Annotated in this window: 17 protein-coding genes and 1 tRNA gene; 11 read left to right on the forward strand and 7 right to left on the reverse strand. The window is 69.5% G+C overall.

Annotation, left to right across the window (positions count from 1 at the left end; genetic code table 11):
- Positions 1–6 precede the first annotated feature (6 nt).
- Both ACIQTT_RS14895 and ACIQTT_RS14900 read left to right on the forward strand, forming a co-directional pair.
- A complete protein-coding gene (locus ACIQTT_RS14895; RefSeq protein ID WP_402791725.1) occupies positions 7–753 on the forward strand; it encodes a FadR/GntR family transcriptional regulator in 747 nt (248 codons plus the stop codon).
- A gap of 10 nt (positions 754–763) precedes the next feature.
- Positions 764–2,023: an alpha-hydroxy-acid oxidizing protein gene (locus ACIQTT_RS14900; RefSeq protein ID WP_402791728.1), complete on the forward strand. Its 1,260-nt coding sequence runs from the start codon at positions 764–766 to the stop codon at positions 2,021–2,023.
- A 45-nt stretch (positions 2,024–2,068) separates the two neighbouring features.
- Here the strand turns inward: ACIQTT_RS14900 and ACIQTT_RS14905 are convergent, their stop codons facing one another.
- The 6 genes from ACIQTT_RS14905 to ACIQTT_RS14930 all read right to left on the reverse strand — a co-directional run bounded on the left by ACIQTT_RS14905 (position 2,069) and on the right by ACIQTT_RS14930 (position 7,865).
- Positions 2,069–2,911 carry a DUF1295 domain-containing protein gene (locus ACIQTT_RS14905; protein WP_402791731.1) on the reverse strand — a complete coding sequence of 281 codons (843 nt, stop codon included), beginning with the start codon at positions 2,909–2,911 and terminating at the stop codon, positions 2,069–2,071.
- A gap of 54 nt (positions 2,912–2,965) precedes the next feature.
- Complete coding sequence (locus tag ACIQTT_RS14910) at positions 2,966–3,721, reverse strand: HAD-IIB family hydrolase (RefSeq protein ID WP_402791734.1); 756 nt, start codon at positions 3,719–3,721, stop codon at positions 2,966–2,968.
- Positions 3,718–4,194, reverse strand: coding sequence for a VanZ family protein (locus tag ACIQTT_RS14915; RefSeq protein WP_402791737.1), 477 nt, complete (start codon positions 4,192–4,194; stop codon positions 3,718–3,720). The genes ACIQTT_RS14910 and ACIQTT_RS14915 overlap by 4 nt, the downstream gene beginning before the upstream one ends.
- 68 nt (positions 4,195–4,262) lie before the next feature.
- Positions 4,263–4,339 (reverse strand) — tRNA-Pro (locus ACIQTT_RS14920).
- Between the two features lie 53 nt (positions 4,340–4,392).
- Entirely contained in the window at positions 4,393–5,328 is a 936-nt protein-coding gene (locus ACIQTT_RS14925; RefSeq protein WP_402791740.1) for a metallophosphoesterase, read from the reverse strand.
- Complete coding sequence (locus ACIQTT_RS14930) at positions 5,325–7,865, reverse strand: transglycosylase domain-containing protein (RefSeq protein WP_402791743.1); 2,541 nt, start codon at positions 7,863–7,865, stop codon at positions 5,325–5,327. The genes ACIQTT_RS14925 and ACIQTT_RS14930 overlap by 4 nt, the downstream gene beginning before the upstream one ends.
- Before the next feature lie 89 nt (positions 7,866–7,954).
- Between ACIQTT_RS14930 and ACIQTT_RS14935 the strand changes: the two genes are divergently transcribed.
- Both ACIQTT_RS14935 and ACIQTT_RS14940 read left to right on the forward strand, forming a co-directional pair.
- The gene (locus tag ACIQTT_RS14935; RefSeq protein WP_247625076.1) at positions 7,955–8,179 is read left to right on the forward strand and encodes a DUF4177 domain-containing protein; all 225 of its coding nucleotides are present in this window, start codon (positions 7,955–7,957) and stop codon (positions 8,177–8,179) included.
- Positions 8,176–8,634, forward strand: a complete 459-nt coding sequence (locus ACIQTT_RS14940; protein WP_247634167.1) for a RidA family protein — start codon at positions 8,176–8,178, stop codon at positions 8,632–8,634. The genes ACIQTT_RS14935 and ACIQTT_RS14940 overlap by 4 nt, the downstream gene beginning before the upstream one ends.
- Positions 8,635–8,709: 75 nt before the next feature.
- Here the strand turns inward: ACIQTT_RS14940 and acs are convergent, their stop codons facing one another.
- Positions 8,710–10,677 (reverse strand): acetate--CoA ligase, encoded by a 1,968-nt coding sequence (acs, locus tag ACIQTT_RS14945; RefSeq protein WP_402791747.1) that lies wholly within the window; start codon positions 10,675–10,677, stop codon positions 8,710–8,712.
- Positions 10,678–11,037: 360 nt separating this feature from the next.
- Between acs and ACIQTT_RS14950 the strand changes: the two genes are divergently transcribed.
- The 7 genes from ACIQTT_RS14950 to tmk all read left to right on the forward strand — a co-directional run bounded on the left by ACIQTT_RS14950 (position 11,038) and on the right by tmk (position 17,402).
- The gene (locus ACIQTT_RS14950; RefSeq protein WP_402791750.1) at positions 11,038–12,051 is read left to right on the forward strand and encodes a TadA family conjugal transfer-associated ATPase; all 1,014 of its coding nucleotides are present in this window, start codon (positions 11,038–11,040) and stop codon (positions 12,049–12,051) included.
- On the forward strand, positions 12,045–12,938 hold the full coding sequence (locus ACIQTT_RS14955; RefSeq protein ID WP_402791753.1) for a type II secretion system F family protein: 894 nt from the start codon (positions 12,045–12,047) through the stop codon (positions 12,936–12,938). The genes ACIQTT_RS14950 and ACIQTT_RS14955 overlap by 7 nt, the downstream gene beginning before the upstream one ends.
- A gap of 45 nt (positions 12,939–12,983) precedes the next feature.
- A complete protein-coding gene (locus tag ACIQTT_RS14960) occupies positions 12,984–13,181 on the forward strand; it encodes a DUF4244 domain-containing protein (protein WP_402791756.1) in 198 nt (65 codons plus the stop codon).
- Positions 13,181–13,537, forward strand: a complete 357-nt coding sequence (locus ACIQTT_RS14965) for a TadE family type IV pilus minor pilin (RefSeq protein ID WP_402791759.1) — start codon at positions 13,181–13,183, stop codon at positions 13,535–13,537. The genes ACIQTT_RS14960 and ACIQTT_RS14965 overlap by 1 nt, the downstream gene beginning before the upstream one ends.
- Entirely contained in the window at positions 13,537–13,866 is a 330-nt protein-coding gene (locus ACIQTT_RS14970) for an Rv3654c family TadE-like protein (protein WP_402791762.1), read from the forward strand. The genes ACIQTT_RS14965 and ACIQTT_RS14970 overlap by 1 nt, the downstream gene beginning before the upstream one ends.
- 78 nt (positions 13,867–13,944) lie before the next feature.
- On the forward strand, positions 13,945–16,776 hold the full coding sequence (gene topA / locus ACIQTT_RS14975; RefSeq protein WP_402791764.1) for a type I DNA topoisomerase: 2,832 nt from the start codon (positions 13,945–13,947) through the stop codon (positions 16,774–16,776).
- Positions 16,773–17,402: a dTMP kinase gene (gene tmk / locus ACIQTT_RS14980; RefSeq protein WP_402791767.1), complete on the forward strand. Its 630-nt coding sequence runs from the start codon at positions 16,773–16,775 to the stop codon at positions 17,400–17,402. Before topA ends, tmk begins: the two co-directional genes overlap by 4 nt.
- Positions 17,403–17,431 lie beyond the last annotated feature (29 nt).

The following is a 17,431-nucleotide window of genomic DNA, read 5'->3' on the forward strand; positions in this document are numbered from 1 at the left end:
GAGCGGATGGCGGAGCAGCCGGTGCGCGCATGGCGAGTAGTGCTCGACCACATCGAGCGCGACCTCCTCGAGGGGCGTCTGAACCCGGGCGACCGGCTCGCCTCCGAGCGTGACCTCGCCACCGACCTGGGCGTGGGCCGCTCCAGTGTGCGGGAGGCTTTCCGCGTGCTCGAGGTCATGGGGCTCATCCGCACCGCGACCGGCTCCGGCCCCCAGGCGGGCGCGATCGTCATCGCGACGCCTACCGGGGGCATGTCGCAGCTCCTGCGGTTGCAGGTGGCCGCACACGGCTTCCCGCTGGCGGATGTCGTCGCGACCCGACTCGTGCTCGAGGATGCCACCGTGCACGCGCTCGCCACGGCGCACGACCGCGACACCGCCGCCGCCCATCGGATGCTCGCCGCCATGGATGCTTCCGGTCTCACCCCCGCGGAGTTCCTCGCGCTCGACGCCCAGCTGCACCTCGCTCTCGCCGAGGCCAGCGGCAACACCGTGATCGCCGCGATGATGGCCGGACTCCGTTCGTCGATCGAGTCGTACGTGCAGGCCGGTGCCGCATCGATCCCCGACTGGGACGTCATGGCCTCGCGCCTCCGGGAGGAGCACCGCGCCCTCGTCGCGGCGATCGACGCCGGCGATGCGGCATCCGCCCGTGCCCTCGTGCATGCGCACATCACCGGCTACTACACCGCTGCGGGCCTGACCCGCAGTGCCTCGACCGACACGACCCCCGACACCACTCCCGAACACTGAGAGGACCACCATGGTTCAGCGCCAGGTGCCCAAGCCCGCCGAACTCTTCGACCTGATGAAGTTCAAGAAGCCCGAGTTCAACGGGCGCAAGCGTCGCCTCGACGCCGCGCTCACGATCGACGACTTGCGCCTGATCGCGAAGCGCCGCACGCCGAAGGCGGCGTTCGACTACACCGACGGTGCGGCCGAGGGGGAGCTCTCGCTCACGCGCGCGCGCCAGGCCTTCCAGGACGTCGAGTTCCACCCCGGCATCCTGCGTCCGGCGCCGACCGTCGACACGAGCGTCGAGATCCTCGGCGGCCCGTCTGCGTTGCCGTTCGGCATCGCTCCGACCGGCTTCACCCGGCTGATGCAGACCGAGGGCGAGTCCGCCGGTGCCGGTGCGGCGGCCGCCGCCGGTATCCCGTTCACGCTGTCGACGCTCGGCACGACCTCGATCGAGGGCGTGAAGCAGGCCAACCCGCACGGGCGCAACTGGTTCCAGCTCTACGTCATGCGCGACCGCGAGATCTCCTACGAGCTCACCCGCCGGGCGGCCGCCGCCGGGTTCGACACGCTCCAGTTCACGGTCGACACCCCGGTCGCCGGGGCCCGTCTGCGTGACAAGCGCAACGGCTTCAGCATCCCGCCGCAGCTCACCCTCGGCACGATCATCAACGCGATCCCGCGCCCCTGGTGGTGGTACGACTTCCTCACCACCCCGAAGCTCGAGTTCGCCTCGCTGAGCACCACCGGCGGCACCGTCGGCGAACTGCTCGACGCCGCCATGGACCCGACCATCAGCTACGACGACCTCGCCGTGATCCGCGACATCTGGCCCGGCAAGATCGTCATCAAGGGCGTGCAGAACGTCGAGGACTCCGTGCGTCTGCGCGATGCGGGCGTCGACGGCATCGTGCTCTCGAACCACGGCGGGCGCCAGCTCGACCGCGCCCCGATCCCGTTCCACCTGCTGCCGAGCGTGCGCCAGGCGGTCGGTGACGACTTCACCGTCATGATCGACACCGGCATCATGAACGGTGCCGACATCGTGGCCGCCGTGGCCCTGGGCGCGGACTTCACGCTCATCGGACGTGCGTACCTCTACGGTCTGATGGCCGGCGGCCGCCAGGGCGTCGACCGCACGATCGCGATCCTGCGCAGCGAGATCGAGCGCACGATGCGTCTGCTCGGCGTCTCGACGCTGGCCGAGCTCGAGCCCGGGCACGTCACCCAGCTGCAGCGGCTCGTGCCGGTGGCTCGCCCCGCCGCCGAGGCAGTGGTGCGCTGACGCGGCATCCGTTCTGTCGAACGACGAAGCGCCGTCGTGCCCCGCTCAGGTCTGGGGTGCGACGGCGCTTCGTCGTGGAGGCCAAGGGATGAGCATCGAGGTGGTGCGGCGGTACTCGGCGTACGCGGGGTACTTCGCGGCGGTGATCGACTCGGTGAAGATCGTCGAGCCGATGAACAGGACCGAGAGCAGCGCGGCACCGACGATCGTCGGGTTCAGCGCACCCCCGACGGCTCCCGCGCCTGCGGCGACCGCCGCGCTCGCGCCCAGCGCGTAGAACGCCCACCACTGCGCCTGCTCGAAGAAGAAGTTGGGATGGCGGCTGTAGCGGAAGAGCCCGGTGGTCGCGAAGCCGGGGGAGAGGGTTCCGCCGGCGGCCTTCTTGCGCTGATGGAAGACCCACTGCTGCTGGTCGGCGATCGTCTCACCGGCGAGGAAGGCGAGGAAGGCGGCGATGAACAGCACGTCCCAGCCGGTCATCGCGGACGGATGCCGGGCGGCCACCATCGCGGGGAGCGTGATGAGCACGAGCAGGGTCATCTGGTAGGCGATGATGAAGAACAGGTTGAAGAGCTGGAACTGCCAGGGGCGCATGCGTCCGCGCAGGATCGCCCAGCGGTAGTCCTCCATGCCGGTGTAGCCGCCCTTGCGGGCGAAGTTGAACGTGAGGCGTGCGCCCCAGGCCGTGGCGAGGACTCCCATCGCGACGAGCCGCGCCGACCCGTCGCCCTCGGCGAAGGCGACACCGACGAAGATCCAGACGTACGCGACCGGCACGATCGACCACGCACGATCGACCCAGGAGGTGTCGCGGGTGATCAGCGACAGCACCCAGCAGACGAGGCTGGCCGCGGCCGCCACGATGATGACGATGAGCAGAGCGTCCATGCCGCCATGCTAGGCCCGGAGCGGGCGGGACGGGCGGATGCCGGTGACGGCGGGTCAGAGGGTGGGGAGGAGAGCGTCGAGCTTGTCGGCCGTGTCCTCCCAGCCCTCGACCGCGACCGAGGGCACGCCGATCGCGAGCACGGGGTAGTCGTTGCCGCCCTCGTCGAGACGGTCACCGTAGAACAGCATGTCGGTGAGCGGGATGCCGGTGAGGTCGGCGAGGCGCGTCATCCCGAACGCCTTGTCGATGCCGGCGCGGGTGATGTCGATCGACGTCGACCCGCCCGAGCGCACCTCGAGGCCGGGGAGGCGGGCGGCGACGGCGTCGCGCAGTGCGGCGCGCTTCGTGCCCGACGGGTCCCACACGTGCTTGGCGTCGCTCGGCGCGCGTTGTCCGAGGGCCGAGAAGGTGATCTGCGAGCCACGGTCCTCGAGGATCTCGCCCCAGGGCTCGGCCTCCCACAGGTCCAGGCGCTCGGCCTCTTCCCGCAGGGCGGTGAGGGCGGCCGACTTCTCGTCGTCGGTGAGGTCGTGCGCGTAGACGGTGGCGAACTCCGTGCCGTCATGGCGCAGGTAGCGGGTGCCGCAGGTGGGCAGGAGGTGCAGTCGGCCGAGCGCAGCGGCATCCGCATCTTTCAGCTGTGCGATGACCTGCGTGCGGAACTGCGTCTCGTTGCCGCCCGAGATGATCGCGACGTCGACCCGGTGCAGCAGGGCCTGCAGCAGGCTGGCGATACGTGGTGTGATCGCCGCCTTCGAGGTGGCGAGCGTGTCATCGAGGTCGAAGGCGACGAGAGAGGGCGCGGTCATGATGCTTCCAGCCTACGAGAGGGCGGGGGTGAGGTGAGCGCGGCGGCGAGAAGTGTGGACAACACGGCCAGGACGACACCGATGGTCGCCCCGGTCGAGTTCGCGATCACGTCGGAGACGGTCGCCGCGCGGTGCGGGAGCGCCAGCCGCTGGAACACCTCGATGCCGATCGAGATCGCGGGACCGACGAGGAAGGCGAGGCCCCAGACCGGGCGGGGGAGCAGGACGAACGCGAAGATGCCGACGGGCACGAAGACGAGGACGTTCGCGAGGATCTCGAGGCGGGTGAAGTCGAGTGACGCCCAGCCGAGGCGGTGCGCGGTCGACAGCACGAGGTCGAGCAGGTTGGGCAGGCGCTGCTCGACGCGCGACGGTGTGAGCGTGAGTGCGACGAGCCCGGCGAGGAACGGGATCCCGAGGCCCAGGGCCCAGGCGCGCGTGAGGCGACGAGGAGGGGGGAGGAGCGAGCCCATGCCGTCCCTTCGATCCGTGGCCGGGGAACAGAGAAGGCCGCCCCGCAGGGCGGCCTTTCCGGTGTTACTGGTCGGGGTGACAGGATTTGAACCTGCGACCTCTTCGTCCCGAACGAAGCGCGCTACCAAGCTGCGCCACACCCCGTTTTGCAACCCTCCGAGTCTACAAGGAAAAGTCGCGAGCGCCCAATCGAGCGCTCAGGCCCGCGCGGTGAGCGTGAGCAACGTCGCCTCCGGCCGGCAGGCGAAGCGCACCGGGGCGTAGATCGAGTGCCCGCAGCCCGCGCTGACGTTCAGCGGCACGGCGCGGTCGCCGTGCGTCCACGTGCTCAGTCCCTTGGCCTGCTTCAGGGGGATGTCGCAGTTCGCGACCAGAGCGCCGAAGCCGGGGAGGCACACCTGGCCGCCGTGCGTGTGGCCGCCGAGGATCGCATCGGCGCCGAGGTCGATGAACCCGTTGAGCACCCGCTGGTAGGGCGCGTGCGTGACGCCGAGCACCGGCGTGCCGGTCGGTGCCGGGCCGAGCGACGCGATCGCGGCGGGCAGATCCTCGAGGCGGTCCCAGTCGCGGTGGGCGTCGTTCACACCGAAGAGGTCGATGTCGCGCCCTCCGACCGAGAGGCGCGCCGCGGTGTTGTTCAGGTCCGTCCACCCGAGGTCGTCGGTGAAGTAGCGATCCATCGCATCGGTGTCGAGCAGGCGCGGGGCGCTCGTGTGCTTCGACGGGCCGGTGAAGTACTTGAGCGGGTTGCGCGGCGAGGGCTCGTTGACGTCGTTCGAGCCGTGCACGAAGACGCCGGGGATGCCGGCGAACGGATCGAACGCGCGACGGATGCCGTCGAGCCCCTCGCGGTGCCCGAGGTTGTCGCCGGTGTTCACGATGAGGTCGGGCTTCAGCTGGGCGAGCGAGGCGAGCCAGTCCTGCTTACGGTGCTGCCAGGGCGCCATGTGGGCGTCGGAGAGGTGCAGGATGCGCAGGGGAGCGGAGCCGGGCGGCAGAGCGGATGCCTCGACCTCGCGCACCGTGAACAGGTAGCGCTCGATGCCGATGCCCCAGACCGCGGCTGCAGCGCCCACGGCCCCCACCGCGCCGAGCGCGATGAGGGCCGGGTGCACCGAAGAGGTGCGGGTCACTCGCAGACCACGGTGACGGTCGTGGTCTTGCTCGCAGCACTGCCCGGGGCCGGGTCGGTGCTGATCACCTTCTTGCCGCCGCCGTTGCAGGAGGCATCGAACTGCAGCGACTCGAACCCGGCGGCGAAGAGGGAGGCCTGGGCGGCGCTTCGCGACTTGCCGATCAGGTCGGCCGGGACCGTCGTGGCCTGTCCATTGCTGGGCGAGATCGTCACGGTCGCACCACTCGGCGCCTGCCCGGACGGATCCTGCGCGGCGACGATGTTGGTCGCCTGCGAGCCGTCGACGGGCGCTCCCACCGACACCGAGAATCCGGCGCCCTCCAGGGCAGCGGTCGCCTCTTCGATCGTCATGCCGACGACGCTCGGAACGTCGGTGAGGATCTGACGAGAGAGGTTGGGGTCGGGCTGCGGGAAGGCGTTTCCGCCGTAGACGTCGTTCGCAGCGGCCTGCGCAGCCTTCGCGATGGGGTAACGGATCTCGTTGAGGAGCCCGCCCTTCTGCGAGGGCACCTGGAAGATGTCGGCCTGGCCCTTCCACCGTCCGGCCCATACCGCGGTCGCGACGTTGGTGCTCGACTCGATCATCATCGTGCCCTCGCGGTTGTGCGTTCCGGTCTTGCCGATCAGCGGCGTGCCGTCGAAGGGGTTGCCCCTCGAGCCGGTGCCGCCGCCCGCCATGACGCCCTGCAGCGCGAAGGCGGCGGTCGCGGCGACCTCGGGGGAGATCACGCCCTCCTTGCACGCCACGGGTGGGATCGGGTGCTCGGTGCCGTCGGCGTTCAGAACCTTCTCGATCGCGCGCGGGGCGCAGTAGGTGCCGCCGTTCGCGACGGTCGCGTAGGCCGCCGCCATCGCCATCGGCGAGATGTTCTTCGACCCGAGCACGTCGTAGGGCGCGTTCTTCTCGGTGACCTTCTCGCCGGTGCCGAAGGTCACACCCATGCGGTCGGCGACCTTGTTGATGTCGCAGATGTCGAGCTTCGCGGCCATGGCGAAGTACCCGCTGTTGAGCGACTGCGCGGTGAAGTTGAGCACGTTGCTCGTGTATCCGCGGTTGCCGCCGAAGTTACCGATCTCCGACGTGTCGACGGTCTGCGTTCCGCCGCACACGTTCATCTTGAGATTCTTCTGAACGGCGCCGTTGAGCGTCTCTCTCACGGAGTGCCCCTTCTCGAGCCAGTCGATGAGGGTGAAGAGCTTGTAGGCCGATCCGACCGGGAAGCCGTCGGAGTTTCCGTGGACGCGGTCGCCCGCGAACACGATCGAGGTGAACGCCTGGTCGTCGGTCACCGTCTCGCTGAACGTCGTGTTCTGCGTCATCGAGATGATGTTGCCGTTCGTGGTGTTGAGCGAGACGCCGGTGGCGCCGAAGTACTGGTTGTCCATGTTGCCGGGGGCGTTGTCGGCCATGGCCTGGGCGGCCGGGCCCTGCACACGCAGGTCGAGTGTCGTGTAGATCTTCAGACCGCCGCGGCGCAGCAGCTCGCTGCGGTCCTGGCGGGTCTCGCCGAAGATCGGGTCGTTCTCGATGATCGACTTCGCGTACTGGCAGAAGTACGCGTTCTGGCCGGCGGTCGCGCACCCCTGCACGGTCGGCGTGATCGCGGGCTCGATGGGCGAGTCGTATGCCTCGTCGTGCTCGGCCTGGGTGATCTTGCCGTCGGTGAGCATGCGGTCGAGCACGTAGTTGCGACGGTTGAGCGTGTCGGCGTAGCCGTCCTCAGCGGAGTTCTGCCCTTCTGCGCGGTCGATGCGCAGGTTGTTCGGGTTCTGCACGATGCCGGCCAGCGTGGCGGCCTGGGCGATCGTGAGGTTGGATGCGGATGCCGAGAAGTAGTACTTGGCCGCGGCCTCGATGCCGTAGACCGTTCCGCCGAAGTTGGCGATGTTGAGATAGCCGAGCAGGATGTCGTTCTTCGACGAGACCTTCTCGATCTGGATGGCGTAGCGCATCTCCTGCAGTTTGCGCTCGATGCCGTCCGCGCCCTTGGCGTTGGTCGCGTCGAGCCAGCACTGCTGCAGGTCTTCCGAGTACGTCTCCGAGGCCGTGTCGGCCTTCTGCTCGCACTCCTGGATCTGCACGTTCTTCACGAACTGCTGCGTGATCGTCGAGGCTCCGCGACTCGAGGTCTTGCGCAGGTTGTCGATCACGGCCTTGACGGTGGCTCCGAGGTTGACGCCGCCGTGGCTGTAGAAGTTCTTGTCCTCGCTCGAGAGGATCGCGTTGATGAGCGTCGGCGAGAGCTGCTCGTACGTCACCGGCACACGGTTCTGCTCGTAGAACGAGGCGAGCGCGATGTTCTCCCCGGTGTTCGGGTCGGTCGCGTAGATGGTCGACTGCTCCATCGGCGCGTTGACGTCGAGGTTCGCGGGGAGTTCTTCGAACAGCGTCACGGCGCTGTTGCCGGCGATGCCGGCCATCGCGAGAACGGGCGTGACGCTGGTGGTGACAAGAAGGCCGGCGACGGCGCTCAGACCGACGAGCCCGAGCAGACCGCCGAGCACGCCTTTCACCGTACGGTTCTTTTGAGGCATACGCTTGATCGTAGGGGAGTTCCCTGAATACCGCCTTTGACGGGCCCGCGTTCGTCCGCCGCGCCCGCACGACGATTCGATGGAGTGCCATGACCACGTGGGAATACCTCACCACGCCGCTACTGATCCACAACACCGCGGCGATCCTCAACAACTGGGGCAAGCAGGGCTGGGAGCTCGTCCAGGTGGTGCAGGGTCCCGAGGGTGGACTCGTCGCCTACTTCAAGCGCCCCGTCACGCAGGACGGCTCCAACGAGACCGGCCTCGCGGCCGCCGCCCAGGCCGCCCGCCAGTTCGAGGGCGGTGCCGCGTGAGCATCTCCGCCCGCCTCGCCGAGCTCGGCATCGAGCTGCCCGCCGTCGCCGCCCCGGTCGCCGCCTACGTGCCGGCCGTCGTGCACGCAGGGCTCGTCTACACGTCCGGCCAGCTCCCGTTCACCGATGGGGCTCTTCCCGCGACCGGCAAGGTCGGCGCGGCGGTCGACGCCGCCGACGCCCAGGCCTACGCCCGTACCTGCGCGCTGAACGCGCTCGCCGCCGCCGCGGATGCCGCGGGCGGTGTCGACCGGATCGCCGGCGTCCTGCGCGTCGGCGGGTTCGTGGCATCCGTTCCCGAGTTCTCGGGTCAGCCCGGCGTCATCAACGGGGCGAGCGAGGTGCTCGGCGAGATCTTCGGTGACGCCGGCCGTCACGCCCGCGCCGCCGTCGGCGTGCCCGTGCTGCCGCTCGACAGCCCCGTCGAGGTCGAGGTCACCTTCCTCCTCGCCTGAGCATTCTTGTCCGCTATCGGGAGGCGAGAAACCTGGTGAACGACTCTCGTCATCGCGGAGCGGACCCCCGAGAAACTACTTCACCTGCGACGAGATGATCGTCATGACGGCGGTGTCGGCCAGCGTCGTCGTGTCGCCGACCTCGCGCCCCTCGGCGACGTCGCGCAGCAGGCGGCGCATGATCTTGCCCGAGCGGGTCTTGGGCAGCTCGCCCACGATGTAGACGTCGCGCGGGCGCGCGATCGCCCCGATCTGCTCGCCGACCCACAGACGCAACTGCTGGGCAAGACCTGCGGGGTCGTGGGCCGAGAGGTAGCTCTCCTTGATGATGACGAAGGCGACGACCGCCTGCCCCGTCGTCTCGTCGGATGCGCCGACCACGGCCGCCTCGGCGGTGGCCTCGTGGGCCACGAGCGACGACTCGATCTCGGCCGTCGAGAGGCGGTGGCCCGACACGTTCATCACGTCGTCCACGCGCCCGAGCAGCCACAGGTGACCATCGTCGTCGAGACGCGCGCCGTCACCGGCGAAGTAGTAGCCCTTGTCCTCGAACTTCTCCCAGTAGGTCTCGCGGAAGCGCTCCGGGTCGCCCCAGATGCCGCGCAGCATGCTCGGCCAGGGTTCCGTGACCACGAGCAGGCCGCCGTTGCCGTTGCCGACTTCCTGACCCTGCTCGTCGACGACATCGATGCGGATGCCGGGGAGCGGCACCTGCGCCGAACCGGGCTTCGTGGCGGTGACGCCCGGCAGCGGCGAGACCATGATCGCACCGGTCTCGGTCTGCCACCACGTGTCGACGATGGGGGCGCGGTTCCCGCCGATGACCTCGCGGTACCACATCCACGCCTCGGGGTTGATGGGCTCGCCCACCGATCCGAGCACGCGTAGCGACGAGAGGTCGAACTTCTGCGGGACGCTGCGCCCGATCTTCATGAACGAGCGGATGGCGGTCGGGGCGGTGTAGAAGATCGACACCTTGTACTTCTCGATGATCTCCCACCAGCGCCCGGGGTGCGGGGCATCCGGGGTTCCTTCGTAGATGACCTGCGTCGCTCCGTTCGCGAGCGGGCCGTAGGTCACGTAGGAGTGCCCGGTGATCCAGCCGATGTCGGCCGTGCACCAGTAGACGTCGCTGTCGGCGTGCAGGTCGAAGACGTACTTGTGCGAGTACGCGGCCTGCGTGAGGTAGCCGCCCGAGGTGTGCAGGATGCCCTTCGGCTTTCCGGTGGTGCCGGAGGTGTAGAGGATGAAGAGCGGGTTCTCGGCGGGGAAGGCCTCGGCGGTGTGCTCGGCGGACGCCGCGGGCACGGCCTCGTGCCACCACACGTCGCGTCCGTCGACCCAGTCGACCTCGTTGTCGCCGCGCTTCACGACGAGCACGTGCTCGACCGTGAGCTGCTCGCCGTCACCGCGGTCGCTCAGCGCCTGGTCGACGGCGGGCTTGAGAGCCGAGACGCGACCCTTGCGGTAGCCGCCGTCGGCGGTGATGACGACCTTGGCGCCGGCATCGTCGATGCGTGCACGCAGGCTGTCGGCGCTGAAACCGCCGAAGACCACCGAGTGAATGGCGCCGAGGCGCGCGACCGCGAGCATCGCGGCGACGGCTTCGGGGATCATCGGCAGGTAGATGGCGACGCGGTCGCCCTGGCCGACTCCGAGATCGGCGAGCACGTTGGCCGTGCGTTTGACCTCGTCGGTCAGCTCGGCGTAAGTGATGCTGCGGCTGTCGCCGGGCTCGCCCTCCCAGTGCAGGGCGATGCGGTCGCCGTTGCCCTGCTCGACGTGGCGGTCGAGGCAGTTGTAGGCGACGTTGAGTTCGCCGTCGTCGAACCATTTGGCGAACGGCGGTGCTGACCAGTCGAGAACCTGGGTGAACGGCGTGTGCCAGTGCAGCAGTTCGCGCGACTGGTCGGCCCAGAAGCCTTCGCGGTCGGTGGCGGCGCGCTCGTAGAGCTCAGGGGAGGAGATCGACTGGGCGACGAACTCCTCGGACGGCGGGAACTGACGGTTCTCATCGAGAAGGTGGTCGATCTGACTGCTCATCGGCAGACGCTCCTTTGCGGCTGGGGTCGATCCCGGGTGGTGCGTCCGGGACAGGGCGAATCTAGTCTCGCCCACGGGGGATCAATACTGCCGAAAGTCGGTAGTCGCGTCGGTTTTGTCAGGACGGTTGCCTTGCGTACACTCGACCTCAGCCGAATACTCATTCCGGCCTTGGCGCGCCCGATTCCCCCGATCGGTGCCCGCCCCTGGCGGCACCTCATTCCCCCCGTGAGGTGCCGCCTTTCTCGTTTCAGGAGAGGCGTCGCGATCGGTTCTGCACGGCACCGCGATGACGCGGGTTCTGCACAGCGGCCGCATCCGTGGAGAGACGGGGTCCCACCCGTTGCCTAGCGTCGGGGCATGGCCGATCCGTTCATCCTCCAGCCCCGGGGCGCAGAGACTCCGCAGGGTGCTTCCTCGCCATCCGATCCGGCGCCGCTGCGGATCGATCCCGCGTTCGGGATGCTGGCCGAGCACTGCGCCGATGACGCCGTCACCGATCTCTTCGTCAACGGCGACGGAGGGCTTTTCCTCGACCGGGGTGAAGGCGCCGAGCGCGTCCCCTCGTGGCGGGCATCCGAGCGCGAGGTCCGCGATCTCGCGGTCGCGCTCGTCGGGCTCGGAGGGCGTCATCTCGACGATCAGTCGCCGTGCGTCGACGTGCGGCTCGATTCGGGCATCCGCGTGCACGCCGTGCTCGCCCCCGTCGCGGCGAGCGGAACCGCGATCTCGATCCGCATCCCCCGGGTGCGCGCCGCCGACCTCGATGCGCTCGCGGCGCTCGGCTGCTTCGACGCGCGGACGCAGCGGTGGCTCACGACGCTGGTGCGCGAGCGGGCGAATCTGCTGATCACCGGCGGCACGGGCACGGGCAAGACCACGCTGCTGTCCGCGCTGCTGTCGGAGGCCGCGGACTCCGAGCGTTTGGTGACGATCGAAGACGTCGCCGAACTGCAGCCGCGGCATCCGCACCATGTCGCGCTCGAAGCGCGGCAGGCGAACCTCGAAGGCGCGGGAGGGATCAGCCTGGCGCGCCTTGTGCGGGAGTCGTTGCGCATGCGACCGGACCGGCTGATCGTGGGCGAGTGCCGGGGCGAAGAGATCCGCGAACTGCTCACCGCGCTCAACACCGGCCACGACGGCGGGGCAGGAACCCTGCATGCGAGCGGACTGACCGACGTGCCGGCGCGACTGGAAGCGCTGGGGGCGCTCGCGGGAATGGACGCCACGGCGCTGGCGCGGCAGACCGTGAGCGCCTTCAGCACCGTGCTGCACCTCGTGCGCGATCCCGGCGGGACCAGGCGCATCGCACAGGCCGGGGTGTTCGCGCTCGCGGACGACCGGTTGACGATCGAGGAGGTGCGGCCATGGTGAAGAAGCGAATGCGCGGCGGGGCATCCGATGCGGATGCCGCGACCTCGGTCCAGACGCTCGCCGTGCTCTTGCAGGCGGGGGCCATGCCGACCGTCGCCTGGCGGCATCTCGCCGAGACCGGTGACCGCCACGCGATGGCCATCGTCTCGCGTATCGACGCCGGTGAGCCGATCGCCGCCGCGATCGAGGCGGAGGGCGGAGTGTGGGTGGACCTCGCCGCGGCGTGGGAGATCGCGACCACGGTGGGCGCACCGCTCGCCGAGGTGCTGCGCACGCTCGCCGAGACGCTGCGCGACGCCGCGTCCGCGGCCGATGACGTGCGCATCGCCCTCGCCGAACCCGCCGGCACGGCGCGACTGCTGCTGTGGATGCCGCTCGCCGGTCTGCTCCTGGGGTTCGCGCTCGGCTTCGACACGATCGGCGTGATCACTCGAAACCCGATCGGAGCCGCCTGCGTGGTCGTCGGGGGAGGGCTCGTGCTCCTCGCGAGAGCCTGGACGGGGAGCCTGCTGCGGCGGGCGCGTCCGTCGCCAGGGACGCCGGGCATGCGCGCCGAGCTCGTCGCCGTCGCCCTGGCGGGCGGAGCCTCGATCGACCGGGCGCTGGGGCTCCTCGACAAGGTGGGCGCGGTCGCGCACGAGGGAGAGGACCGCGTGCCCGACGTGCTCGAACTTTCACGCGCGGCCGGCGTTCCCGCCGTCGAGCTCCTCCGGGCGTCGGCAGCTCAGGAGCGGCACGCGTCGCGGGTCGAGGGCAGGTTGCGCGCATCGCGCCTCTCGACACGGCTGCTGCTCCCGCTCGGCGTCTGCACGCTTCCGGCCTTCCTGCTGCTGGGCGTCGCGCCGATGCTCCTCAGCGTCCTGACCTCCACGCCGCTCCCGATATGAGCGGTACGACGACGCGACCGCGTCACACCAGAAAGAAGGAACACCATGAACCCACTTCCCCCTCTCGACCGACGTCGGGCCGCATCGCTGTTCGGCGACGAATCCGGCGCGGCGACCGCCGAGTACGCGATCACCACGATGGCGGCCGTGGCGTTCGCGGGGCTGCTCGTGATCATCATGCGCTCCGACGAGGTCCGCGGCATCCTCACCGACCTGGTCCGCCGGGCGCTGACCGTGGCGTGATGCCGCGATTCCGATTCGTGCGGCTCGGCGGCGATCGGGGATCGGTCGCCGCCGAGTTGGCCCTCGCTCTGCCGACGGTCGTGCTCGTGCTCGCCCTCGGTGCCGGAGCGCTCGGCGCCGCAGCCCGACAGGTGTCCCTGCAGGATGCGGCGGCCGATGCCGCACGTCTCCTCGGGAGAGGCGAAGATGCGGGGCGCGCCGCCGATGCCGTGGGGCGTGCGGCGCCCGGAGCCACCATGTCCTCCTCGAACTCGGGTGACCTCGTCTGCGTGACGGCGCACGCCGAGGTGGCCGTCGGGAATCTCCTCACCGTGCCGCTGCGGGCGTCGAGCTGCGCGTTGGCGGGCGGCCTCTGATGGCCGGATCCGCGCTCGCCACCGGCGTTCTGATCGCAGCGACCGGCCTCGCGCTCGGGCTCGCGGCCGTGGGAGGTGCGGCCGTGACCGCGCAACGCGTCGCGGGCGCGGCGGACGCGGCGGCGCTCGCCGCGGCCGACGCCGTGAGCGGCGCGGTGATCGTCGCCGAAGACCCCTGCGCGGTCGCTGCGCGGGTCGCCGAGGCGGCGGGAGCGACCCTCACCGGATGCTCGATCGAGGGCTTCGTGGCGACCGTGCAGGTGGAGTCGGCGTACGCTGGACTCGCTGCCGTCTCCCGAGCCCGCGCTGGGCCACCCGCGGGCGAATGACGGCGGAACGTACTCCCTCACTGCGAACCACCCGATTGGTGGGGTGTGTATGGTGTGCTTCGAAGAAAGGACGCACCCTTGGCTGAAGGCAAGAAGCTCGTCATCGTCGAGTCCCCGACGAAGATGCGGTCGATTCAGGGATACCTCGGCGACGGCTACGAGGTGCTCAGCTCCGTCGGTCATATCCGCGACCTCGCCGACAAGCGGGACATCCCGGCGGCCGACAAAGAGGCGTACGGCAAGTACTCGATCGACATCGACAACGGGTTCGACCCGTACTACGTCGTGTCCGACCGCAAGACGAAGACCGTCGCCGAGCTCAAGCGTGCGCTCAAGACCGCCGACGAGCTCCTGCTCGCCACTGATGAGGACCGCGAAGGCGAGGCGATCGCCTGGCACCTGCTCGAGACCCTCAAGCCCAAGGTCCCCGTCAAGCGCATGGTCTTCCACGAGATCACCAAGGACGCGATCCAGGCCGCGGTCGGCAACACCCGCGAGCTCGACCATGCGCTGGTCGACGCTCAGGAGACCCGACGCATCCTCGACCGCCTGTACGGCTGGGACGTCTCGCCCGTTCTCTGGTACAAGGTCAAGACCGGCATCTCGGCCGGCCGCGTGCAGTCCGCCGCCACCCGCCTGATCGTCGATCGGGAACGCGAGCGCATGGCGTTCGTGTCGGCCGAGTACTGGGACGTCGACGCCGCGGCCGCTGCGACCGGCACCTCATTCCGCATCCGCCTCGTGCGCGTCGACGGGGGCCAGCTCGCCCGCGGTACCGACTTCGACGATCGCGGTTCCCTGAAGAAGGCCGTCGTCGTCCTCGACGAGGCCAAGGCGCACGCGCTCGCCCAGGCCGTGGAGTCGGCCGGTGCCGGCACGGTGACCAAGGTCGAGGCCAAGCCCGGCACTCGCAGCCCCTATGCCCCGTTCACGACCTCCACGATGCAGCAGGAGGCGGGACGCAAGCTCTCGATGGGGGCGAAGCAGGCGATGAGCGTCGCCCAACGCCTCTACGAGAAGGGGTACATCACCTATATGCGTACCGACTCCACGTCGCTGAGCACCCAGGCGGTGCAGGCGGCGCGGAGTCAGGCGGTCTCGCTCTACGGCGACTCGGCGGTGCCGCTCAAGCCCCGCGTCTACAAGTCGAAGAGCAAGAACGCGCAGGAGGCGCACGAGGCGATCCGTCCCTCGGGCGACACATTCCGCACCCCCGCGTCGCTGTCGTCAGAGCTCGACCGCGACGAGCAGCGCCTCTACGACCTCATCTGGAAGCGCACCATCGCCAGCCAGATGGCCGACGCGAAGTACGAGACGACGACCGTCACGATCGCGGTGAACGCCTCCGGGCAGGTCGCGGAGTTCACGGCATCCGGAACCGTCTACACGTTCAAGGGCTTCCTCGAGGCGTACGAAGAGGGTCGCGACGAGAAGCGCGGCGATGCGGATGCCGCCGAGAACCAGTCGCTCCCGGCCGTCGCCGTGGGCGATGAGCTGTCGGTCTCCGAGGCCGAGGCCAAGGGCCACCGCACGACCCCGAAGCCGCGGTACACCGAGGCATCGCTCGTGAAGGTGCTCGAGGAGAAGGGCATCGGGCGTCCCTCGACGTTCGCGACGATCCCCGAGACGATCCTCGATCGCGGCTACGCGGTCAAGCGCGGCCAGGCGCTCGTGCCGACCTGGCTCGCCTTCAGCGTCGTGCGACTGCTCGAAGAGCACTTCGCCGAATTGGTCGACTACGACTTCACGGCCTCGCTCGAAGACGATCTCGACACGATCGCGCGCGGCGAGCAGGACCGCGTCGAGTGGTTGAAGGGCTTCTACTTCGGTTCCGACGCGCACGTCGGCCTGCGCAAGGTCGTCGACAACCTCGGCGAGATCGATGCGCGAGCGCTCAACTCGACGCCGATCACCGACACCGCGACCCTGCGTTTCGGCAAGTACGGCCCCTACCTCGAGGTCGCCGACCCCGAGAACCCCGAGGCCAAGCCGCGCATCGTCAACGTTCCGGAAGACCTCGCGCCCGACGAGCTCACGGCCGAGAAGGCGCAGGAGCTCATCGACGCTCCGGTCGCCGGCGACCGCGTGCTCGGGGAGAACCCCGAGAACGGGAAGATCGTCGTCGTCAAGGACGGACGCTTCGGCCCCTACGTACAGGAGAACGACCCGGTGTCCGAGGACGCCGCGGTCGACGAGACGACCGGTGAGGTCGTCGAAGCTCCGAAGAAGCGGGGAGCGAAGAAGGACGCCGCGCCCAAGCCGCGCACCGCGTCGCTCTTCAAGTCGATGTCGGTCGACGCGATCGATCTCGACACCGCATTGCAGCTGCTCACACTGCCGCGCGTCGTCGGCGTCGACCCCGAATCGGGCGACGAGATCACCGCGCAGAACGGCCGCTTCGGTCCGTACCTCAAGAAGGGCGCCGATTCGCGCTCCCTCGAGAGCGAGTCGCAGATCTTCGACGTGACCCTCGAGCAGGCGCTCGAGATCTACAAGCAGCCCAAGTACGGTGCCCGTCGGGCCTCCAGTGCGCTGGCCGAATTCGACGCCGACCCGGTCAGCGGCAAGCCGATCCGCATCCGCGACGGTCGCTTCGGCGCCTATGTGACCGACGGGGAGACGAACGTCACGATCCCGCGCGGCCAGAAGCCCGAGGACATCACGTTCGAGATCGCCGTGCAGATGCTGGCCGACAAGCGCGCGAAGGGCCCCGCTCCCAAGCGTGGCTCGCGGACGGCAGCGAAGAAGGCTCCCGCGAAGAAGGCCCCGGCGAAGAAGGCCCCGGCGAAGAAAACCGCGGCCAAGAAGGCTCCGACGGATGCCGAGAAGTCGGCCGCACGGTCGGCAGCGGCGAAGAAGGCAGCGGCGACGCGCGCCGCGAACGCCGCAGCGAAGAAGGCCGGTTCGTGACCGCAGGTCGCGGTCGCTGGATCACGCTCGAAGGCGGTGACGGCTCGGGCAAGACCACGCAGTCCGATCTGCTCGCCTCATGGCTGTCGGATGCCGGTCACGAGGTGGTGCGCACGCGCGAGCCCGGCGGGTCGGAGGTGGGCCAGCTGATCCGCGACATCGTGCTGCACCACCGGGGCGATATCGCGCCGCGCGCCGAGGCCCTGCTGTACGCGGCAGACCGAGCGCACCACGTCGCGACGGTCGTGCGCCCCGCGCTCGAGCGGGGCGACATCGTGCTGCAGGATCGCTACCTCGACTCGTCCGTCGCCTACCAGGGGGCGGGCCGCGTGCTCGATGCCACCGAGATCCGCGACCTGTCGCTCTGGGCTGCCGAGGGGGCGCTGCCCGATCTCACGGTGCTGCTCGACCTCGATCCGCAGACCGCGCGTGCCCGGCTCGACTCGGCCGACAAGCCGTTCGATCGGCTCGAAGCCGAGAAAGCCGAGTTCCACGGCCGTGTGCGCGATGCGTACCTGTCGCTCGCCGCCGCCGAACCGGAGCGCTTCCTCGTGATCGACGCCTCCTCGCCGGTCGACGTGATCGCCGCGGAGATCCGCGCACGGGTCGCGTCGTTCCTGGCCTGAGTCGCGTCTTCTGCTCAACCGCCCGATCG

It is taken from the genome of Microbacterium sp. NPDC090225 (assembly GCF_044772365.1).
Classification (GTDB): domain Bacteria; phylum Actinomycetota; class Actinomycetes; order Actinomycetales; family Microbacteriaceae; genus Microbacterium.